Here is a 21,647-nt window from a genome sequence, read left to right on the forward strand (position 1 = left end):
AAGCCGCTGTTCATCCACGTGCCGGCTACCCGTTTCATCCGTTGCGAATTCGCCCGAAGCGGACTATACTGACAACAGGATGAAGCGCCGGCCCGCCTGCCGCGACGCCACGTTTCGTATTCGATCGACCAACGGGCCATGCCGTCCGTTCAAGGAGGGTCTATGTATTATTTAGCCGCTTTTGTATTGTCTTTGGCCGTTGCCCTGATTCTGATTCCTTTGCTTCGGAATTTGGCCGTCCGGCTCGACTTCGTCGACAAACCGCGACCGGACAATGAACGCAAACTGCACCGCGAACCGATTCCGCTCATGGCGGGAATCGCGCTGTTCGCCGGATTCGCCGTCTCTTACATACTGTTCAACGATATGGGCGCCATGGAATCGGCTGCCGTCATGGGCGGTTCGCTGCTGATCCTGCTGATCGGCCTCGTCGACGACTGGTACAAAGTCAGCCGCCGCGAATTCCCGGCGCTGCCCAAGCTGATCGTGCAGCTGCTGGCCGCGCTGCTCGTCTACATGGCCGGTATCCGCTTCTCCGGCTTCTCCAACCCGTTCACGGACAGCTACGTCGTCCTGCCCGAATGGCTCCAGCTCGTTCTTACGCTGCTGTGGATCTTCGGCGTGACGACGGTTATCAACTTCACCGACGGTCTGGACGGCCTCGCCGGCAGTCTCGCCACCATCTCCGCCGGCACGCTGTTCGTTGTCGCGATCGCCCAGCAGGAGAGCAATTCGGCGATCATGGCGATCAGCCTCGTCGGCGTTGGCCTTGCATACCTCAAATACAACAAGCCGCCCGCCAAAGTGTATATGGGTGACTCGGGAGCGACCTTCCTCGGCTTTATCCTGGCGATCATCGCCCTGGACGGTGCGTTCAAGCAGGCGACGGCCCTGTCGCTGCTCGTGCCGATTCTGGCGCTCGGCGTGCCGATCTTCGACAACATCTTCGTCGTGCTGAAGCGGTTGAAGAACGGACAGAAGATCTACGAAGCGGATGCTTCGCAGATCCATTACCGGCTGCTGTCGAGCGGGATGAATCCGAAGCAGGTGCTGTTCGTCCTGTGCCTCGTCAGCGTCTGCCTCAGCCTGTCTTCAATCATTCTGGTGCTGCTGCCGATCTGACGCCGGTCTGCCGCCTGTCGGCCCGAATAGGGCCGTATCCAGCCAAAAGAACCCCCTGTCCGATCTTCTCGATCGGACAGGGGGTTCTTTTGGCCTTTTACTTCCGGTTCATGCGGTAATGCAGCAGCACCTGCGGCCCTACGGGACCCTGCTTGCGGTGGCCGCGGTCTTCGAAGCCGGCTTGTGCGTAGACGCGCAGCGCCGCTTCGTTGTGCTGGTTAACGACCAGCACGATCTCGTTCATGTCGGGAAAATAATTGCTGACGAACTTGGGCAGCATGCTTGTCGCCTGCTTCGCGTACCCTTTGCCCTGTTCGGGAAGATTGACGGACATCGAACGCACCAGCATCGCGCGCGGAGATTCGGTCACGCTTTTGATCCGGTCTCCCCGGTGAAGCACGAAGAAGCCGACCGGCTTCTTGTCCGCCAAAATCACGATCGGGTGGCGATCCCGGTCTTCCCTGCACAACTGGATGGCCCGGACCGGCAGCGCGGTATATTTCTCCTGCTCCGCGGATACCTGATAGTCCTCGAACAGAGCTTTTTCGTATTCCGGACGGAAAAACTTCAGCTCCACTTTCGGCTCCGTACCCTGAGACATACTGCTCATCCTACGTTCCTCCTGTCTTCTTATCCCGACCGCCGCGGACGTGCCCGGCGCTGCGGCGGAAGCTAATGAAGATGACGCCGTTACTCTACTATATAAACGCGAATATTCCTTCTCTAATCGCCGGCCCCGCCGAACCGGGCATTCATTCGATGATCTGCTGAACCCGGCCGACCTGGCCGTCCTGCAGGCGAACCTTGATTCCGTGCGGGTGGGTGGCGGAATTGGTCAGCAGATCTTTGACGACGCCGCGCGTCAGCGCGCCGGTCCGCTGGTCTTTTTTGAGAATAATATCGACGGTGAGGCCCGGTCGAATGTTGGAGCGGTTCTTTCCGTTCATGACAATCTCTCCTTCTTGGTCTGCTTCCTTCATCATAACATAGCGCCATGCCGGACCAAAATGCAAAAACGCCTTTCGCCGATAGGGCGAAAGGCGGCATGCGTTCGCGATGACGGGACAGGCCACCTGACCTGCGCGAGTCCGGAGAACGGGTGCAGGCAAGATTCGTACGGGACCGTCTATTCGTTCAGGGCGCTCTGAAGCTGCTGCAAATTGGTGCGCATCACGGACAAATAGTCTGCGCCTGCGGCCGTTTCTTCTTCGGTCAAGCCTTCGAGCGGATTGAGCACCGCCGTTCTCGCTCCGATCTCGGTCGCGATCGTGGCGGCGACTTTGGAAGACACGAGCGTCTCGAAGAAGATCGTCTTGACGTCGTTCGCTTTGGCGAACTCGACGATCTCCGCCATTTCCTGGGCGGACGGCTCCTGATCCGGCGACAATCCCGCGATCGGCACCTGCGTCAGCCCGTAATCGCGGGCCAGATAGCCGAACGCGGCATGCTGCGTAACGAAGTCTTTGCGTTTCGTGTCCGCGAAGCCGCTCGCGAATTCCTTGTCCAGCGCTTCAAGCTTCGCGACATAGGCGTCGGCGTTGCTCTTGAAGCGGTCGGCGTTGCCTGGGTCCGCTTTGGCGAAAGCCGCTTCGATGCCGCGGACTTCCTCGATCGCCAGACGCGGCGACAACCAGACGTGCGGATCGAGTCCGCCGTGGTCATGGTCGTGACCTTCTTCGGCTGCCGCGTCATGTTCGTGTCCATGTTCATGGTCATGCTCGTCTTCCGAACCTTCCATAATGTCGATTCCCGCGCTCGCTTCCACGACCGCCGGCGCGTCGCCCGACGTGGCGTTCAACACCTGATCGACCCAGCTCTCCATGCCTGCCCCGTTGTAGACGAGCAGATCCGCTTCGGAGATCCTGGCGATATCTTTCGGCGTCGGTTCCCAATCGTGCGGCTCCGTTCCGGCCGGCACGAGCAGTTCGACGTCCGCGAGATCTCCGCCGACCTGGCGGGCAAATTCGTACATCGGATAGAAGCTCGCCTCGACCTTGAGCTTGTCCGCCGGCGCGGCGGCCTGCCCGGATGTGCCGCCATTTTCCGCCGACCCGTTAGCCGGAGCCGTACCGGCCGGCGCGGCCGCGTTCGACCCGCATCCTCCCAGTACCAACATCAAACCCAGCAGCGAAGCGCCGACGGCGCTTGCGGTCTTCACGTTCTTTGTATTTCTTTTTGCCTGCATCTTTTTGTTCAGTCCTCTCCGTTCAAACGATCTGTTTGATCTCTTTTTTGCGGCTGCCGGTATTTGAAATACCGACCCGGCCGTGACGTTTGCGCCGGAACAGAAGCCCGACTTTTTGCAGCGCCGTCCCGAGCAGCAGCAGGGCCAGCAGAATCAGCGCGATCGTCCCGCCGGGCGGCATGTCGTAAAAGTACGACACGGTCAGTCCGCCGAATATGCCGGTCAGCCCGACGACGACGGCGATGAAGATGGCCGACAAAAAGCCTTGCGCGATCCGCAGCGCCAAAGCGGCCGGCAGCACCAGCAGCGCCGAGACGAGCAGCACGCCCACGATCGGCATGGCGGCGGCCACCGTCATTCCGGTCAATACCGAGAAAGCGATTGATAACGCGCGCACCGGCACCCCGCTGATCCCCGCAGTCTCTTCGTCGAAAGTCAGGTCGTACATCGGCCGCCGGAACACGAACAAAAACAAAAGGCCCGCGACCGCGGCGCTCCCGATCAACCAGAGCTGCGTCTCGCTGACGGCCACGATCGAGCCGAACAGATAGGCATTGAAGCTCTGGGACAGCGTCTTCCCGAAGCTCATCAGCACGACCGCAAGCGCCAGCCCGCCGATCATCATGATCGCGACCGGCACTTCGGCATACGTGCGGTACCCGCGCCGCAGCCGTTCGATCAGCAGCGCCGCGACGACCGCCGCGACAAAGCCTCCGACGGAAGGATTCACGCCCAGCAGGGCGCCGGCCGCCACCCCGGCAAGCGATACGTGCGACAGCGTATCGGCCATCAGCACCTGACGGCGCAGCATCAGGTAGATGCCGAGCACCGGCGCGATCAGTCCGATCAGCGCTCCCGCCAGAAAAGCGCGCTGCATAAATTCGTAAGCCAGCATAACCGTTACCCCTTTTCCCAGCGGTCGCCGGTCGAGACTTCGCTTGGGCGCGGCGAAGCCTCAACCGATTCCGTGTCGAACCGCTCCAGCGTAACGACCCGGTCCAGATACCGACCCGCTTCTTCAAGGCCGTGCGTGACCATCACGACCGTGACGCCGTGATGCCGCACCTGATGCCGCATCAGGCGATACAGCTTGGTGCGGCTGTTAACGTCCATGCCGGTCGTCGGTTCGTCCAGAATCATGACGTTCGGGCATTGCACGAGCGCCCGGGCGATACATACGCGCTGCTTCTGTCCGCCGGACAGCTCGCCGATCCGGCGGCTTCTCAGCTCCCACATGCCAACTTGTTCCAGGCTGCCCCGCACAAGCCGCTCTTCCTTCGCGCCGAGGCGGCCGAACAGCCCTGCCCGGGCATGGCAGCCCGAACGCACCAGTTCGATCACCCGGCTCGGAAAGCCGGAATTGAACGCCGCCGCATGCTGCGGCACGTAGCCAATGACCGGCTTCTCTCCGTCAAACGCGGCCGCGTTCAGTTCGACGCTGCCGCTCCAGGGCTTGAGCAGGCCGAGCAAAATTTTGAGCACTGTCGTCTTGGCCGTGCCGTTGGGACCGACGATGCCCAAAAATTCGCCTTTGTGCACGTCGAGCGATACCCCGTTCACGACCGGCTTTTCCCCGTAGCCGAAAACGACGTTTTGCATGGAAGACAAGATCATGCCGGACACCCCTTGCGTAATGATTACGATTTAAAAAGAGGCAAAAAATTTTGCCTCTTTCCGGTTTTCGTTTTTCCGTTTTATCGTGTTTTCGTTTTAGCGCGTTTCCCGATGGATCGTATACTTTTTCAGTCGCGGGGAATATTTTTTCAATTCCAGACGCTCCGGATGATTTCTTTTGTTTTTCGTCGTCGTGTAGTTGCGGTCTCCGCATTCGGTACAGGCCAACGTAATGATGACTCTCATGATCGGAACCCTCCCATTTTTTTGAACGCGGCCGCATAACGGTCTGTATGCTGTGCCGCTTATTATCGTAATGATTACGAATAAATGAAATTATACGTATTCGTCGATCTCTTGTCAACAGTGCCTGCGTCGTGACCCGCTGTTACCAGCTCGCTTTTTTGACGCCCGGAATCTGGCCTTTGTGCGCCAATTCGCGGAACATGATCCGGGACACTTTGAACTTGCGCAGGTAAGCGCGCGGACGGCCCGTGATCTCGCAGCGGCTTTTGAGCCGGGTCGGCGACGAATCGCGCGGCAGTTTTTGCAGGGCGGCATAATCGCCTTTTGCTTTGAGTTCGCGGCGCAGGTCGGCGTATTTCGCTACCATCGCCTCGCGCTGCTGCTGACGTACCACTTTGGACTTTTTAGCCATGTTTATCTCTCCTTCGGTATGTTTGCTTCTATTGGGCGGATCGTTCCTCAGACCGGCAGTTGTTCGGCGACCGTCCACGGCAGCGGATTGTCGAACCCGCTCCAGTCCGCCTCCATCTCTTCTTCGCCCAGCAGGCACGCATCCAGCTCCCGCTCGATTTCTTCGCGCTGCATATCGATCCCGATCAGCACGAATTCGTTGATCCGGTCGCCGCTGCGTTCGTCCCAGCCGTCCGCAAGTTCCGGCTGCTCGGCGAACAGTTCCGCGCGTTCGCTCTCCGGCAGGCCCGCAAGCCAGCTTCCGGCCGGACCGAACTGGATCGAAGGACCCGCCTGGCTGAAGTTGGCCGCCCAATCCTGCTCGACGGCGATCCACATCAGCCCTTTGGCGCGTACGATCTCGGATGGCCATTCGGCCAGTACGTTCGCCAGCCGCTCCGGGTGAAACGGACGGCGGCGGCGATAGACGAACGAGCCTATGCCGTACTCTTCCGTTTCCGGCGTATGCTCTTCCCGCTGCAGCTCGCGAATCCAACCCGGCGCGAGGCTCGCTTTTTCAAAATCGAACCGGTTCGTATTCAGCACTTCGGCCAGGTCGACTTCACCGTGCACGGTGCGGATGATCCGGGCCGACGGCTGAAGCTTGCGCAGGACGCCTTCGAGGCGCTGCAAATCTTCTTCCGCAACGAGATCGCACTTGTTCAGCAGCAGCACGTCGCACATCTCCACCTGGTCGATCAGCAGATCCGTGACGTCGCGCAGGTCGTGCTCGTCATTCGCCTGTCCGCGGGCCAGCAGGCTCTCGCCCGACTCGAAATCGTGCCAGAACCGGTAGGCGTCCACGACGGTCACCATGCAGTCCAGCCGCGCCAGGTTCGTCAGATCGACGCCGGTCGTCTCGTCCGCATATGTGAACGTCTGCGCGATCGGCACCGGTTCGCTGATGCCCGTCGACTCGATCAGGATGTAATCGAACCGGCCGTCGGCCGCAAGCGTCTCCACTTCGCGCAGCAGGTCATCCCGCAGCGTGCAGCAGATGCAGCCGTTCGACATCTCCACCAATTTTTCCTCGGTGCGCGACAGGCTGGCTTCGCCCGCTACCCGTCCCGCGTCCACGTTGATTTCGCTCATATCGTTCACAATTACCGCCACTTTCAGACCCTGACGGTTATGAAGGATATGATTGAGCAGGGTGGTCTTCCCCGATCCCAAATAACCGCACAGGACGGTAACGGGAATCTTCTCGCTAGGCATGTGTACCGCTCCTTGAACAAATAGTAATTATTACGATTAATAAATCGTACTATACGCCTCTTTTTGCAATCCTGTCAACGTTCTATTGGAAAAAGAAATCCGGAAACGCCAAAAAACCCGGCGCGAACCGGGCTGCGGATCAGGAACTGCCGATCAATCGAACTTGTTAATCTTCTTGCCTTCGCTCTGGCCGAGCAAATATTCGAAATCGTTCTCCAGCCGTTTGCGTTCGGCCTGCTTCGCTTCGAGCGCCTGACGCTGCTCGGCCTGGCGCCGTTCTTCTTCCGTCGCCTTGAGTTCGTTCGCCTGGGCCTGCAGCTTCGCCAGCACTTCGGGGTTCAGCATATCTTTGAGCGTAGCCGGCTTGTCCGAAGGTGCCGGACGGGCGGCCGGCTGTTTTTTCTTGGCAGCCATGTTGTTTTCCTCCCTCGTGATCGCGGTTCCTGCGGAAGGAACCTGTATCTCTTTATTATACGGCGCACGCCGCGGGAAAGGAACCCGGCAGCCCTGTGTATAACTTGCTGGCTATGCACAAGTTATGCCGCGCTTTTCCACAACCTTATCCCCAGTAATCGGCAAGTTACCCCCAACCTGTTGAAAGCTTGCTCCTTTTTTCCAATTAACAGGTTTTTTTATCCACAAATCTCTCAATCCGTCGGCCGCTCTTCCCCGTCCCGTCCGAACGCGCGCACCGCTTCGATCTGTCCGATCCGGCCGTCCCGCATATCGAGCACTTTCCAGTCCCAGCCCGATTCGTGCAGCGTATCGCCCGGCTTGAGATCGAACTTGGCCGACAGCAGCCAGCCGCCGATCGTGTACACTTCTTCCGAATCGATATCGGTGCCGAGCGTGCGGTTCACGTCGTGCAGCAGCGCGTTCGAACCGAGCCGGAACCGTCCGTTCCCGTCTTCGCGAATAAGCGGCGTCGGCGTGCCTTCGCCGTCCGGCGAAGAACTGGACGGAATATCGCCCACGATTTCTTCCAGCAGGTCTTCGAGCGTGACCAGTCCCGACGTGCCGCCGTATTCGTCCATCAGCACCGCCATATGAATGCCTTCCTTCTGCATCCGCCCGAGCAGGTCGCGCGCCCGCACCGTCTCGATCACCTGAATGACCGGCCGGATATACGCCGCGATCGGCTTGGGCTGCCCGCCGCCGCTGCGCACGTAATCGCTCAGCACCTGCTTGACGTTCACCATGCCGACGATATGGTCTTTGTCCCCGTCCAGCGATACCGGCACGAGGCTGTACGCTTTCGGTTCGATCAGCTTCACCAGATCCCGCACGTCCGCCTGCTGCGGAATATGCCGAATCTCGGTGCGCGGCACCATGATCTCCTGCGCGTCGCGCTCGTCGAAGTCGAACACGTTGTTGAGATAGCGGTATTCGGTCGGCGTGATCTCCCCGCTCTTGAATCCTTCCGACAGCGCCAGACGCAGTTCGGCTTCGCTCTGCGCGGCTTCGCCTTCGGTCAGCGGCTTCAGCCCGAACAACCCGCTGATGACGCGCGACGAACGGCTGAGTACCCAGTTGAACGGGTACGTGAGGCGGTAGAACGCGATAAGCGGGCGGGCGAGCGCAAGCGCGAGCGGCTCGGCGACCTGGATCGCGATCGTTTTGGGTACCAGCTCCCCGATCAGCACTTCGAAATAGGTCAGGATCAGGAACGCCAGCAGAAACGAGAGCACGCCCGTCGCCGATTCCGGAATATGCAGCCAGACAAACGCCGGCGCCAGCAGTTCTTCCACCGTCGATTCGCCCAGCCAGCCGAGCGCGAGCGACGTCAGCGTCGTGCCGAGCTGGCTGGCGGACAGAAATTCGTCGAGCCGCGACAGTATGCGTTTGACGGCCTGCGCATTTTTGCTGCCCTGCTCCGCGAGCTGGTTGATGCGCGAGACACGCACCCGGATAATCGAATATTCGGATGCGACAAAAAAGGCCGTGAGCACGATAAGCAAAATGACGATCAATATATTTACGATTTCCACACTGTTCCCCCGCCTCCGGCCGCCCGCGGCGAACCGAAACGGAGAACACCTCCTTCACGGCATTCGTCGGTCCTGCGCGAACCGCGTCGTTGTCGTATTTATATACCCATTTTTACACATCGTATCGCGCGGTCATCATCTTGCAGCCGAACAGCGATCGTTCGACTGTTCCGGCAGCGCAAAAAGCCGCGGGGAGCGGCCGGCCGAACGTTCCCCATAACGGGAAATCTTCGGTCGACCGCGCCTTCGCGGCTTCAGAGAGTGCTTATTGAAGAGAGCTGACGGCTACCCGGCCAAAACGGCCGGTTTGGGCTTCACCTTGCGGTTGACCAAATAGATTCCGGTTCCGATCAGCACGAGGCCGAGCAGCAGGAAGCGGCTGAACGGCTCGTGCAGCGCAAGCGTTCCGATCAGCACCGACAGCAGCGGCACGAGGAACGTATAGGACGCGACCTGGCTCGCTTCTCCGGCCTGAGTCAGCGTGATGTACAGAATCCACGACAGCGCGATCCCGAAAAAGACGCCGAACAGCAGTCCGGTCCAATAAGCGCCGTTCCAGACGATATCGCTCCAGCTTTCGGTCAGCGAACCGGACAGCGTCAGCACGATTCCGCCAAGCGTACACTGGAACGCGACGAGCCAGAGCGAGTCGACGGACGTGCCCGCTTTTTTGATAAAGACGGTCCCAAGCGCCCAGCTGATCGCGGTCGCGATAGCGAGCACGACGCCGATCACGGCGACATGGCCGGAGAATCCGCCCAGGCTGACCGAGATCACGCCCAGGAATCCGAGCAGCAGCCCGACCGCTTTGAGCGGATTCATCCGCTCGTTCAGCCAGACCCAGGCGAGCAGTCCGACGAGCACCGGCTGCAAATAGACGAGCACGGTGAACAACCCCGACGGCATATAGAGCAGGCCGATCGTCTGCAGGCCGTAGAACAGCACGACATTAAGCAGCGCCGAGACGAGATAGACTTTGCGGTTTTCTTTCCAGCGGATACGGCTGCGCTTGGGCAGCAGGAACAGCATCAGCAGCAGTCCGCCGATCAGCGTGCGCAGACCCGCGAACAGCAGCGGCGGCGTGTAGTCGAGCGCGACTTTGTAGATCGACCAGGAGACGCCCCAGATCAGGACGAGCGCGGCGATCATGCCGAGACGCTGCGGTCCGGTTAAAGTTTTCATGGATGTATGACTCCTCGTTGTGTGATTTTATCGGCAAAAACGGAAAAAGCGTCGATCGCGCCGCGCAGGCACTTCCTTCGCTTTTCCCGTTGTCGATGTGATGAAGTTGGGGGAGAGCTTGTGCGCCGCCGTGTGCGCGGCCTTGCCGTTATTCGGGTGCGTGACCTTTGTCCAGGCGTTCCAGCCCGGTCTCCAGCGTATTCATGGCCAGAGCCAGCCGGTCGACCAGTTCGCCGAGATCTTTTTTGCCTTCCGACGGTTCGCTCGACACGGTCGGAATCGGGTCGCCGATCACGATCCGGGTCTTCGCGCCGCGCAGCAGTCCCTTGAACGTCGTCGGGCCGGAGAAAGCCGCCGGAACGACGGGAACTTTCGCCATCTTGGCGATGGTCACCGCGCCGCGCTTGAGCGGCACGTCTTCCGAAGAGCGGGTGCCGGACGGGAAAATCCCGATCGTCTTGCCCTGCTTGAGCAGTTGAATCGGTACTTTCAGGCTGCTCGGCCCCGGATTTTCCCGGTCTACCGGAAAGGCGTTGATGTCGCGCAAAAATTTATCGGCAATCTTTTTTCGGAACAATTCCTTCTTGGCCATAAAGTGGACTTCGGTCGGCAGCAGCGAGCTTCCGAGCGCGATGACGTCGATCCAGCCCCGGTGCGTGCAGGTGATCACATAGCCGCCTTCTGCCGGCAGCCGCTCCGCTCCGATCACTTCGAACTTCCCGAATCCACGCAGTACAAGTCTGGCCAATTTAGCTAGGGGTTGATACAACACGTCGACTGCTCCTTCCGTATTCCGCTTGTTCATGGGCTTAGGATCTGGTCCTAATTTTGAGGTGCGTCGTACTTTCCGTGCAAAAACGGACGACACGTGTTAAGTGTACCACGCGCTTGCTCTCCTGAACAGCGCTGCACCGGTAAAAAGCATGCGTCTTTTCCGCAATGCGGGTAGAAAGCCGCGGCCTTATCGCCTATAATGACGGTAAGCCAATCCTTTTGCATGCCTTCTTTTGGAAGGGGTACAAAAAGATTCTATCCGCAAACGAAGGAGACCGGCGTATACGATGAGCGACTTTATTTTATTCAAACTGGCCGACAAAACTTACGGAATTCCTTTTCACGAGATCGACGAGATCCAGAACTCCAAACCCGGCACGTCGATTCCGTTCTCTTCCAATTGGCATGAGGGCGTAGTCAAGATCCGCGAAGAAATCTATACGATCCTGAATCTGCGCAAAAAATTGAACGTCTCGCACGACGACCAGCAGGATACGGACAAGTTCATCCTGCTCCGCCGCGAAAAAGTCGCCCTGCTCGTCGATTCGCTCGACGATACGGCGTCCGTGCCCGATTCGGCGCTGACGGACAACGAAGAAGCGGCCAGCCGCCGTTTCCTGCCGTCGGTGTTCGAACACGGCGACCGGCTCGTCCTCGTGCTGAACGTCGATACGCTGCTCGCCAGCACGACCGGAGGCGGAGCCTAGGCTCCGTTCCCGCCCGGCGCGGCAGCGGCCGTATGCATGCAGCAAAAAGCCCCGATGCAAATCGGGGCTTTTCGTCGTTTCCGCGGCTGCCGGCAAGCGGGGAATAGTGCTGCGAATAAACAAGGTATGGGTCAAAATGCCGTAGGCAGAAAATCGCAAGCGTGAACGTACTCTGGTTGTATAGGCTGTATCGTTGAGAGAAGCTGCAGATACGAGCCGCGGAAATCGACCGGCCTGTGCCGAAAGTTGAGAAGAGAGCACCCACGGTTGGTTGAAAATCTAAGCGGGCGATGGGGCCGTACCAGTTGTTGTTCTGTGGTGCTCTCACCGGGTAAAACGCAAAAGATTCCGGGTTGGATCACTTTTTTTGAATTTTTTTAAAAAAGTTTTTCGGGACGTTCGGCGGGCGGTGCAGCGGAACGTTCGGCGCGTTTGGCGCTATGAAGGCTAAGCGCGCCAGACCGACGCGATCCGCGCGATCTGCTCCGGCGTCGTGCGGCAGCAGCCGCCGATCAGCCGGGCGCCGGCGGCGTGCCAGGCGCGCGCCGAGTCGGCCATGTCGCCGCAGGCCGCGGACTCGCCGCCGTGCCACGTCTTCGTCGAGGCGTCGTACGACTCGCCGGAGTTCGGGTAGACGAGCACCGGCTTGGACGTATGCGCGGCGAGCACGGCAACCGCTTCGGCCGCTGCCGAAGAGGGCGCGCAGTTGACGCCGATCGCGGCGATGCCCGCCCGCAGCGCAAGCGCAAGCGCGCACTGTTCGAGCGGCGTGCCTTCGCTGATCTGGCGGCCGTTTTGCAGCGAGAACGACATCCACGCGAACGTCCCCGGGAACTCTTCCAGCAGATCGGCGAGCACGAGCGCTTCCTGCAGCGACGGAATCGTCTCGAACGCGAGCAGGTCGGCGCCCGCTTCGATCAGCGCGCGCATGCGCGGCCGATGAAACTGCGCCAGGCGCTCGTCGCTCACCCCGTAATGGCCGACGTACTCCGAGCCGTCCGCCAGATAAGCGCCGTACGGACCGACCGAAGCGGCCACGATCGGCTTGGGCCGATCGCCATGTTCGCCGCCGGCCCAGAACTCGTCGCGCGCCTGCGCCGCAAGTTCCACCGTCAGGCGGATCAGCCGAAGCGCCTCCTCTTCCCCGATTCCTCTCGCCGCGAAGCCTTCCACCGTCGCCTGGTAGCTCGCCGTAATGGCGCAGTCCGCGCCGGCGCGGAAATAATCGGCATGGACGTCCCGGATATGCCCGGGATGCTCCAGCAGCACGCGGGCCGACCAGAGCGGATCGTCGAGGTCGCAGCCGCGGCCTTCAAGTTCCGTCGCCATCGCTCCGTCGAGGATCAAGACCGGATGCCGGCTCAGCAGGTCCGCGATCGGATCTTGGCGGGGCGCTCCGGCCGGGTCGTTTTGATTAGGCTCTTTTTGCGAATCTTCGTTCATGACTGTTTCTCTCCTTCGGGCCGCCCGGTGCGGGCGGTCAGGTAATAAGCCGCGTAACACAGCAGAATAAACGGAACGCCGAAGTACAGCGCGACGCGCTGCGTCGGATCGAACGCGATGCCGATACACGACAGCAGGCACAGCAGGAACGAAGCGATCGGCACGAACGGGTACAGCGGGGTGCGGAAGCCGAGATCGCCAACCGAATGCCCGGCTTTGAGGTAAGCTCGGCGGAACATGAACTGCGAAGCGCTGATGCTCATCCAGACGACGACTACCGCAAGGCCCGAGATCGAGACGAGCGCGATATAGACCGTTCCCGGCGCGATGATGCTCGACAGCAGCGCCAACGCGCCTCCGGCCATACTCAGCAGCAGCGCGTTAAACGGGATGCCGCGCTTGTTCAGACGGGCCAGCGAACGCAGGATCGTGCCTTTGTCCGCCAGCGACCAGAGCATGCGCGAAGACGCGTACAGACCGGAATTCGCCGCGGACAAAATGGCTGTCAAAATAACGAAGTTCATGACGTCCGCCGCGTAAGGAATACCGATCCGGTCGAGCACGGCCACGAACGGACTCTCCAGCACGCCGGCTTCGTTCATCGGCAGCAGCGCCGACAAGATGACGATCGTGCCGATAAAGAACAGGATCAGGCGCACGAGCGTCGTCTTGATCGCTTTCGGAATAGTGCGGGCCGGATCGACCGTCTCCCCCGCCGCGATCCCGATCAGCTCCGTGCCGGAAAAAGCGAAATTGACGGCCAGCATCGTCAGCAGAATCGCGCTCGCCCCGTTCGGGAACCAGCCGTCCGCTGTCAGGTTCGACAGCAGCGGCGCGGTCTCGCGCCCTTCCATCGGCATGATGCCGAACACGGCCGCCGCGCCGATCAGGATGAAGGCCACGATCGTCAGCACTTTGACGAGCGAGAACCAGAACTCCGACTCCGCGAACAGCCGCACGGTCAGCGCGTTCAGACCGAAGATCAGCGCCGCGAACAGCGCGCTCCAGATCCAGACGTTGATGTCCGGGAACCAGCGCTGCATCAGCAGTCCCGCCGCGGTAAATTCCGAACCGAGCGCCACGGTCCAGGTCAGCCAGTACAGCCAGGCGACCGTGTATCCGGTGGCGGGTCCGATATATTTGGCGGCATAGCTGTGAAACGCGCCGGTCTCCGGCATCTGCACGGCCAGCTCGCCGAGGCAGAGCATGACCAGGTAGACGGCGATCGCGCCGACCGCGTACGACAGAATCGTTCCGACAGGCCCGGCCTGCTGGATCGTATACCCCGAGCTCAGGAACAGCCCCGTTCCGATCACGCCGCCGAGCGAGAGCATGACGACGTGCCGAACTTCCATTTTCCGCTGAAAATTCCCGCCGTTTTTTTGATCCATCCGTATTTGCTCCTTTCGGTCCGCACGCAAAAGAGGCGTCTTCGTATTGAAGACGCCTTGTGAACCCCTGGTTGTCGGGACAGGTCTTCAAACCCTGTAGCCCTTCGAAGATCTGCGCCGGAACCCAAGATTTTCATCCCAATATACCGGGAGCTCCCTTGCCGTGTCAATCTTTATTTTGGTTCTTCACCGCATTGAACCGTCGATCCACTCAAGCGCCGCAATCAGGCGTTCGCCGAAGTCGGCCGGGTAATCGTGCCCCGTGCCGGCCGCGACTTCGAACCGGGCTTCAAGTCCCGCTTCGCGCAGCGCGGCGGAGATCCGCTCGGCGCCTGCCCGGCCTTCTGCGTCGAGTTCGCCCGCGATCCAGACGCCGCGCGGCGTCCGGCTTTCCAGCCGGTCCAGCGCCTGCGCCCATTCGTCCGGGTCGTCCAGCCACGGTGCGGCGAACACGTAGCCGTCCGCCGGAAACTCGTCGTGCAGCAGCGCATTCAGCGCCACTTCCGCCCCCGCGGAAAAAGCGCCTAGCACGACCGGCGCGCCGCCCTGCCCGGCGTCTTCCCCGCGCAGCGCAAGCAGATGCTCGCGCAGCTCGGCCGCGCCCAGGTCGATATCGTCCCAGCCGAACGTATCGTGGAAGCGAATCTGCGACGAACGCACGAGCCCGACCGTCCAGCCGGCCGCAAGCGCGGGGCTCCAGAACGGCTCGGCATCGCGTTCGTTCTCCTGGTCGCCGTGCAGCACGAGCAGCAGCGGCCCGTGAGGGGCTGCCTGCCCTTCCGCCGCCGAAGCCGCCTCGCTGGCGGCCGGAGCAGCGGCTTCGGCCGGGTAAGCCGGCGCTCCCGGCTCCGGCTCCAGCACCGCAAGCGCCGGCGCCGCGTCTTCCAGCGCCGCCGCTTCGCGCCGCGCGCACAGCTCCGCAAGCTCGGCGAAGCCTTCGCGCCCGCGCAGCGCGTCCAGATCCCCGTCTTCCAGCAGGTAGTCCGCCGGATACCAGAAGCCGCGCGCTTCGACCGCTTCGCGCAGCAGCGCGAACGCTTCGTCCGCGCGGCCGGCAGCGGCGGCCAGCGCGTACAGCAGGTTCATCTGCCGGGCATCGGCCTGCCCGGACTGCCGGTCGCTGCCGGCCTGTTCGCGCACGAAGCAGTAAGCGGCTTCCGCACCGGACGCCTCGCGCAGACGCAGCGCTTCGTTGAACAGGCGGGTTGCCGTCATGATCTCCATGCCGGCCCCTACTTCGTCAGGATGATCGGCGCGCCCTTGGTGATGATCATCGTATGTTCGTATTGGGCGACGAAACTGCCGTCGTCCGCGCGGAGCGTCCAACCGTCGTTCGCGTCTTCGAACACTTCTCGGGCGTTCGTCGACACGAACGGTTCAAACGCGATGACGGAGCCTTCTTTCCACAGATCCGTATCGGTCGGATCGAAGTAGCTCAGGATGTACTCCGGCTCGTCGTGCAGCGAAGTGCCGATCCCGTGTCCGGTCAGCGTCTCGATGATGTTGAAGCCGTGGCGGCGCGCCACGTTGTAGGACGCTTTGCCGGCATTGTTGCGCTTGGAGCCGGCTTTGATCTTCGCCGCTCCCGCTTCGAACGCTTCGACCGAAGCCTCGCACAGCTTGACCAGGCGCGGATCGCCTTCGCCGACGACGAACGAGACGCCCGTATCCGCGAAGTAGCCGTCGCAGGAAGCGGACACGTCCACGTTCACGAGGTCGCCTTCCTGAATGACGCGTTCGCCCGGAATGCCGTGCGCGACTTCTTCGTTCACGCTGATGCACGTGTATCCCGGGAAATCGTAGGTCGATTTCGGAGCCGAGATCGCCCCGTGTTCTTCGAGCAGTTCGGCGGCGCGGCGATCCAGATCGATCGTGCGCAGGCCGGGCTTGGTCATTTGTTTCAGTTCGTCGCGAATCAACGCGACGATCCGTCCGATTTTTTTCAATCCTTCGATGTCCTGTTCCGTTTTGGCTATCATGGTTGTTCTCCTTTGGATGTAAGTTGGGTGCGCGGCCTTCGAGCGAATTCCCCGCCGCAAATCGCGGCTCGGCCGCGCAGCGGGCACGTTCTGCCCGAATACGACGGTATCCGCTATTATACCACCGCTAAGCGCCTCTTTCTTCCTTCCCGGCAAAAAAGGCTTGGGGAAAGGTTCCCGAACCCTTTTCCCCAAGCCCGTTTACCAGCCCATGACACGCCCAAGCTCCGGCACGAGACGGTCGGCCATCTTCTCGTTGCCCTGCACCGAAGGATGCAGCGCGTCGGTATAGTCGCCCGTATCCGCCGTCAGCCAGCCGTCCGTCGCGATCACATGCAGACGTGCGTCGCCCCTTTTCTGGCGGATCAGGGCCGCTTCCTGCGCTTCTTCGGCCATATAGCCGTTCAGCGGCCGGATGACGAAGATTTGCGCCGCCGGATAGGCGCCGCGCAGCCGCTCAAGAAAGCGCACGTAAGCTTTGCGGAATGCGGCGCCGCCGATCTTCGCCCGCGCGTCGTTCGTGCCGAGGTTGAGCACGACGGCGTCCGGCTGCGCGGCCGTCCGGACGTTCCATGCCGGCGAATCGGCGTAATCGAGCGGCTGCAGCTTGAAATACTGCTCGCTCATGCCGCGGGGCGGCAGGCCGTTGCAGGAGACGCCGTCGGTCAGGCAGATGCCCGTATAGGCGATCTGCGTATGGTCCGCCTCCAGCCGTTCGCCCGCCATCCAGGCGTACGATTCGATCGAGACGTTCGGCGTTTTGTAACCGACCGTAATCGAATCGCCCACAAACTCGATCAGGCGCCCGCGTTCGGGCGGCGCGAACGTCCGGGCGCCTTCGTCCAGCAGCAGCCCTTTGAACACGGCGACGTCGCGGATATTGCGCGTCACCACCGTCAGCGTATGCTCGCCGCCCGGCAGCCGCTCGGGCGTCAGGTTGACGATGCCGGAAGCATTTTTGTACAAATTGTAAGGTCCGTCGTCGATCGACACGAACAGATCGGAGCCGGCGGGCGGCGCCGTATAGCCGAGCCGCAGCCGGACGCCGGTTCCGGTAAAGCCGGTCGTAAGCGACGTCCCCGACCAATACCCCCGGTAGGCGACAGCATCGGAAGTGTCCCAACGGCCGGTATACCGGATATGGGGATCGTCCGGACCGATCGGCGTCAGGCCGACGTTCATCCGTCCCGTCGCGGGCGCCGCCATCAGGACGGTCGCCGCCACTAACAGCAGGACGAGCCAGAACCGTCCGCCCGGCATCCGGTGCGCTCCGGTCCGGCTCCCGCCGGGCTGCGGACGAGCATCAGCGGCTGTCAACCAAGCGGACGGACGCACGGCGTCGCGGACGCCCGATCGGAATCGGCGTTTGCGTGCAGAGGACTTGCTGATGTTCAATCGGGTCGCTCCTTTGTGCGATATGAGGTTGGTTACTGGGTTATTTTGTAAATCCTATGCCCGTTTCATTATACCCGCTTTACATTTGGATTTCAGCTTTATTATAACGGCCTGCATGCCAAAAAAGCCCGGCAGCGCGAAAGGCTGCCGGGCTTGCCGCTGTTTACAGCGTCGAAATGTCGATCACGAATCTGTATTTGACGTCGGAAGCCATAACGCGTTCCCACGCTTCGTCGATCCGGTCGGCCGAGATGACTTCGATTTCCGGCTGAATGCCGTGCTCGGCGCAGAAGTCCAGCATTTCCTGCGTTTCGCGAATGCCGCCGATCGACGAACCCGCGAACGAACGGCGCTGCGGAATCAGCGAGAACACCTGAACCGGCAGCGGTTCCGAAGGAGCGCCGACGTTAACCAGCGTGCCGTCTACCGCCAGCAGCGACAGATAGGCGTTGATGTCGATTTTGGCGCTTACCGTATTGATGATCAGGTCGAACGAACCGGCGAGCGTCTTGAACGTCTCTTCGTCGCTCGTCGCATAGTAGTGGCTCGCGCCGAGTTTGAGGCCGTCTTCTTTCTTTTTCAGCGATTGCGACAGCACCGTCACTTCGGCGCCCATCGCATGAGCCAGTTTGACCGCCATATGTCCGAGGCCGCCAAGGCCCACGACCGCGATTTTCTGGCCCGGAGCCGCTCCCCAGTGGCGCAGCGGGGAATACGTCGTAATACCGGCGCACAGCAGCGGAGCGGCGGCGTCAAGCTCCAGCGCGTCCGGAATGCGTACGACGAAATCCTGCGTCACGACGATATGGGTGGCATAGCCGCCCTGCGTATACTGGCCGTAACGGTCGACCGAACCGTACGTGCCGGTCATGCCTTCGAGGCAGTACTGCTCTTCGCCGTCGTGGCAGTGTACGCATTTGCCGCACGAATCGACCATGCAGCCGACGCCGACGCGGTCGCCGACCGCATATTTCGTCACTTCCGGTCCGACCTGCGAGACGATGCCCGCAATTTCGTGTCCCGGCACGAACGGATACTGCACCGGTCCCCATTCGCCGCGGGCGCTATGAATATCGGAATGGCAGATGCCCGCGTATTTGATCTCGATCAAGATATCCTGGGCTTTCAGATCCCGGCGTTCGATTTCCGTGCTCTTAAACGACTGGTCCGCGCCGTGCACAGCTTTTGCTTGAGCGGTTATCATAAAAAACCTCCTGTAAGTTCAAAGATGTGTTCGTTCTTTTCCCATGCTAAGCCTTACAGTTAACTCTAAGTCAAGTTCTATTTTCGCAAAGGCACCTTACTTTTGACAGCCGATCATGCCGATGATAAGATTTCGATCAGACCCAACCTAGAGTTAACTCGAAGTCTATCCTTATAGAACAGGAGAATGACCATGACCTCTTATTCGATCAGCGAGGCCGCCCAACTGTTGAACCTGACTCCCTACGCCCTGCGTTACTACGACAAGGAAGGGCTGCTGCCGTTTTTGGAACGCAGCGCAAGCGGCACCCGCTTTTTCAAGGACACCGATATCGCCTCCCTCAAAATCATTGAATGTCTCAAAGCGACAGGCATGCCGATCAAGGAAATCAAGACGTTTATCGACTGGTGTTCCGACGGCGATTCGACGCTCCGGCAGCGGCGTGACATGTTCGAAGAACGCAAAGCCGTCGTGGAAGCCCATATGGCGGAATTGGTCGAGACGATGAAAGTGATCCGGCACAAGTGCGACTACTACGAAGCGGCTTTGGCCGCCGGCACGGAAAGCGTGCACAAAGAAAAAGCGATCTCCCCGACTCCGTAAAAAAGAACCGTTCTGTTCAAGCCACCGTTCCACGTTCCCGTTAATGCGTTCCAACGCCAAAAAAGACGACCCGGCGATTACCGAGGTCGTCTTTTTGATAGGCAAAATTCCGTTCTTCCTTGCGTCAAGCCGCGTTTGGTTTACTCAACCGTTACGCTTTTCGCGAGGTTACGAGGTTTGTCCACGTCCAGGCCGAGAGACAGCGAAGCGTAGTACGACAGCAGCTGGAGCGCCACGACGGACAGGGAAGCGGTCAGAAGCGGCAGCGTCTTCGGAATGGTGAATACCGAATCGACCGACTTCATGAGTTCCTGCGCGTCTTCTTCGTAGCAGATCGTCAGCACGACGCCGCCGCGCGCTTTGACTTCCTTGATGTTGCTGACCGTTTTCTCGATCAGCGCCTGTTCGGTCGCCAGCGCGATGACCGGCACGCCGTCTTCGATCAGGGCAAGCGTCCCGTGCTTCAGTTCGCCCGCCGCGTAAGCTTCGGAATGAATGTACGAGATTTCTTTGAGCTTCAGCGAGCCTTCCTGGGCTGCCGCATAATCGAGGCCGCGTCCGATGAAGAACAGGTGCTTCTGGTCCGAGAAGTTCTCCGCATGCACTTTCGCTTCGCCTTCGCGGGCCAGAATCGACTCGACCTGCTCCGGCAGAGCCTGCATGGCCGCAAGCGTCTCGGCGACCTGGGCTTCCGTCTGCGTGCCGCGCACCTGCGCGAAGTACAGACCGAGCAGGTAGAACGCGATCAGCTGCGACGTGTACGCCTTGGTCGAAGCCACGGCGATTTCCGGTCCGGCCAGCGTTGCGATCACGTCGTCCGCGTCGCGTGCGATCGAGCTGCCGACCACATTCGTGATTGCGAGCACGTGCGCGCCGTTGGCGTGCGCTTCGCGCAGAGCCGCCAGCGTATCCGCCGTTTCGCCCGATTGGCTGACGACGATCACGAGCGTCTCCGGCGTGATGATCGGCGCGCGGTAACGGTATTCGGAAGCGACGTCCGTCTCGACCGGAATGCGTACGAGGCGTTCGATAACGGTGCGTCCGACCAGACCCGCGTGGTAAGCCGTGCCGCAGGCGATGATCTGGATGTTGCGGATGTTTTTGATCTGCTCGTCCGTCATGTGGAAGTCCGGCAGCACGACTTTTTTGCCGGTTTCGTCCACGCGTCCGCGCATCGTATCCTGGTAAGCTCTAGGCTGTTCGTGAATTTCTTTGTGCATGAAATGCTCGTAGCCGCCTTTTTCGGCCGTTACGGCATCCCACTCGATGTACGTCATTTCCCGGGTAATGGCGTTGCCTTCGATCGTCATCAGCTGCACGCTGTCGCGCGTCAGAAGCGCCATTTCGCCGTCGTTCAGAATGAAGACGTTGCGCGTATACTTCAGGATGGCCGGGATGTCCGAACCGATGAAGTTTTCGTTCTCGCCGATTCCGATGATCAACGGGCTCGCTTGGCGAACCGCTACGATGCGGTCCGGTTCGTATTCGGTCAATACGCCGAGCGCGAACGCGCCGCGCAGATGCTTGATCGCTTTCTGAACGGCTTCCACGATGTTGCCGTCGTATTCGCGCGCCACCAGGTGGGAGATGACTTCGGTATCCGTCTCGGAGACGAATTCGACGCCGCTTGCGATCAGCTCGTCCTTGAGTTCCAGGTAGTTCTCGATGATGCCGTTATGCACGACCGAGAATTTCTGCGTAGCGTCCGTGTGCGGGTGGGAGTTCACGTCCGAAGGCTTGCCGTGCGTCGCCCAACGGGTGTGACCGATGCCGACCGAACCGGTCAGCGGCGCGCTTTCGAGCTTGTTCTCCAGGTTGACCAGGCGTCCGAGCGCTTTGGTGACCCGCAGGCCTCCGTCCGTGTATACGGCGATACCCGCCGAGTCGTACCCGCGGTATTCAAGCTTCGAGAGACCTTCGATCAGGACGTCCTGCGTATTTCTTGCTCCGATATAACCTACGATTCCACACATAATATATTGTTCCTCCGCTCATGATTTGGGTTGGATCATCGGCATTCGAGCGGTCGAGGGAACGCGGGCAGAGCTATTTTTTTGAAAAGAAAACGGTATGGCGCATCAGGCGCGCCAAAATCGGAATCGTTAAATCCGGTCCGGAAGGCGGACTTCGCCCTTCGGACAGAAGGCTT

General features: G+C 60.5%; 22 protein-coding genes. 3 read left to right on the top strand and 19 right to left on the bottom strand.

Annotation, left to right across the window (positions count from 1 at the left end):
* The first annotated feature begins 162 nt into the window (after window positions 1–162).
* Window positions 163–1,122: a glycosyltransferase family 4 protein gene (locus FTE24_RS17485; RefSeq protein ID WP_150235381.1), complete on the top strand. Its 960-nt coding sequence runs from the start codon at window positions 163–165 to the stop codon at window positions 1,120–1,122.
* Between the two features lie 97 nt (window positions 1,123–1,219).
* On the opposite strand, the gene FTE24_RS17490 is transcribed toward FTE24_RS17485, so the two are convergent.
* The 12 genes from FTE24_RS17490 to FTE24_RS17545 all read right to left on the bottom strand — a co-directional run bounded on the left by FTE24_RS17490 (window position 1,220) and on the right by FTE24_RS17545 (window position 10,771).
* Window positions 1,220–1,732, bottom strand: coding sequence for a GNAT family N-acetyltransferase (locus tag FTE24_RS17490; protein WP_150235379.1), 513 nt, complete (start codon window positions 1,730–1,732; stop codon window positions 1,220–1,222).
* Window positions 1,733–1,874: 142 nt separating this feature from the next.
* Window positions 1,875–2,069, bottom strand: coding sequence for a YwbE family protein (locus FTE24_RS17495; protein WP_141447235.1), 195 nt, complete (start codon window positions 2,067–2,069; stop codon window positions 1,875–1,877).
* Between the two features lie 179 nt (window positions 2,070–2,248).
* A complete protein-coding gene (locus FTE24_RS17500; protein ID WP_237401822.1) occupies window positions 2,249–3,307 on the bottom strand; it encodes a metal ABC transporter substrate-binding protein in 1,059 nt (352 codons plus the stop codon).
* Between the two features lie 22 nt (window positions 3,308–3,329).
* On the bottom strand, window positions 3,330–4,202 hold the full coding sequence (locus tag FTE24_RS17505) for a metal ABC transporter permease (protein ID WP_150235377.1): 873 nt from the start codon (window positions 4,200–4,202) through the stop codon (window positions 3,330–3,332).
* A gap of 5 nt (window positions 4,203–4,207) precedes the next feature.
* Window positions 4,208–4,921: a metal ABC transporter ATP-binding protein gene (locus FTE24_RS17510; protein WP_150235375.1), complete on the bottom strand. Its 714-nt coding sequence runs from the start codon at window positions 4,919–4,921 to the stop codon at window positions 4,208–4,210.
* Window positions 4,922–5,017: 96 nt separating this feature from the next.
* Window positions 5,018–5,167: a 50S ribosomal protein L33 gene (gene rpmG / locus FTE24_RS17515; RefSeq protein ID WP_141447238.1), complete on the bottom strand. Its 150-nt coding sequence runs from the start codon at window positions 5,165–5,167 to the stop codon at window positions 5,018–5,020.
* A gap of 142 nt (window positions 5,168–5,309) precedes the next feature.
* The gene (gene rpsN, locus FTE24_RS17520) at window positions 5,310–5,579 is read right to left on the bottom strand and encodes a 30S ribosomal protein S14 (protein WP_141447239.1); all 270 of its coding nucleotides are present in this window, start codon (window positions 5,577–5,579) and stop codon (window positions 5,310–5,312) included.
* 47 nt (window positions 5,580–5,626) lie between these two features.
* Complete coding sequence (locus tag FTE24_RS17525; protein ID WP_150235373.1) at window positions 5,627–6,832, bottom strand: GTP-binding protein; 1,206 nt, start codon at window positions 6,830–6,832, stop codon at window positions 5,627–5,629.
* A gap of 153 nt (window positions 6,833–6,985) precedes the next feature.
* Entirely contained in the window at window positions 6,986–7,246 is a 261-nt protein-coding gene (locus tag FTE24_RS17530; RefSeq protein ID WP_150235371.1) for a YqkE family protein, read from the bottom strand.
* 233 nt (window positions 7,247–7,479) lie between these two features.
* Window positions 7,480–8,820, bottom strand: coding sequence for a CNNM domain-containing protein (locus FTE24_RS17535; protein WP_150235369.1), 1,341 nt, complete (start codon window positions 8,818–8,820; stop codon window positions 7,480–7,482).
* Window positions 8,821–9,105: 285 nt separating this feature from the next.
* On the bottom strand, window positions 9,106–10,002 hold the full coding sequence (locus FTE24_RS17540) for a DMT family transporter (protein WP_150235367.1): 897 nt from the start codon (window positions 10,000–10,002) through the stop codon (window positions 9,106–9,108).
* A 148-nt stretch (window positions 10,003–10,150) separates the two neighbouring features.
* Entirely contained in the window at window positions 10,151–10,771 is a 621-nt protein-coding gene (locus tag FTE24_RS17545; protein ID WP_272915086.1) for a lysophospholipid acyltransferase family protein, read from the bottom strand.
* Window positions 10,772–11,063: 292 nt separating this feature from the next.
* Here FTE24_RS17545 and FTE24_RS17550 point away from each other — a divergent pair, with 292 nt between their 5' ends.
* Entirely contained in the window at window positions 11,064–11,483 is a 420-nt protein-coding gene (locus FTE24_RS17550; protein ID WP_141447245.1) for a chemotaxis protein CheW, read from the top strand.
* Between the two features lie 447 nt (window positions 11,484–11,930).
* Here FTE24_RS17550 and mmuM read toward each other — a convergent pair whose 3' ends face one another.
* The 6 genes from mmuM to FTE24_RS17580 form a co-directional block, all read right to left on the bottom strand.
* Entirely contained in the window at window positions 11,931–12,926 is a 996-nt protein-coding gene (mmuM, locus tag FTE24_RS17555; RefSeq protein ID WP_150235365.1) for a homocysteine S-methyltransferase, read from the bottom strand.
* Complete coding sequence (mmuP, locus tag FTE24_RS17560) at window positions 12,923–14,317, bottom strand: S-methylmethionine permease (protein ID WP_150235363.1); 1,395 nt, start codon at window positions 14,315–14,317, stop codon at window positions 12,923–12,925. Before mmuP ends, mmuM begins: the two co-directional genes overlap by 4 nt.
* Before the next feature lie 186 nt (window positions 14,318–14,503).
* Complete coding sequence (locus tag FTE24_RS17565; RefSeq protein ID WP_150235361.1) at window positions 14,504–15,541, bottom strand: alpha/beta hydrolase; 1,038 nt, start codon at window positions 15,539–15,541, stop codon at window positions 14,504–14,506.
* Between the two features lie 8 nt (window positions 15,542–15,549).
* A complete protein-coding gene (gene map, locus FTE24_RS17570) occupies window positions 15,550–16,296 on the bottom strand; it encodes a type I methionyl aminopeptidase (protein WP_150235359.1) in 747 nt (248 codons plus the stop codon).
* A gap of 201 nt (window positions 16,297–16,497) precedes the next feature.
* Entirely contained in the window at window positions 16,498–17,691 is a 1,194-nt protein-coding gene (locus tag FTE24_RS17575) for an SGNH/GDSL hydrolase family protein (RefSeq protein ID WP_150235356.1), read from the bottom strand.
* 163 nt (window positions 17,692–17,854) lie between these two features.
* Window positions 17,855–18,895 (bottom strand): NAD(P)-dependent alcohol dehydrogenase, encoded by a 1,041-nt coding sequence (locus FTE24_RS17580; RefSeq protein WP_150235354.1) that lies wholly within the window; start codon window positions 18,893–18,895, stop codon window positions 17,855–17,857.
* Between the two features lie 192 nt (window positions 18,896–19,087).
* Between FTE24_RS17580 and FTE24_RS17585 the strand changes: the two genes are divergently transcribed.
* Window positions 19,088–19,498: a MerR family transcriptional regulator gene (locus FTE24_RS17585; protein WP_150235352.1), complete on the top strand. Its 411-nt coding sequence runs from the start codon at window positions 19,088–19,090 to the stop codon at window positions 19,496–19,498.
* A gap of 140 nt (window positions 19,499–19,638) precedes the next feature.
* Here FTE24_RS17585 and glmS read toward each other — a convergent pair whose 3' ends face one another.
* A complete protein-coding gene (glmS, locus tag FTE24_RS17590) occupies window positions 19,639–21,471 on the bottom strand; it encodes a glutamine--fructose-6-phosphate transaminase (isomerizing) (RefSeq protein WP_150235350.1) in 1,833 nt (610 codons plus the stop codon).
* Between the last annotated feature and the right edge of the window lie 176 nt (window positions 21,472–21,647).

The organism is Saccharibacillus sp. WB 17 (assembly GCF_008634075.2).
In the GTDB taxonomy this organism is placed as follows: Bacteria; Bacillota; Bacilli; order Paenibacillales; family Paenibacillaceae; genus Saccharibacillus; species Saccharibacillus brassicae.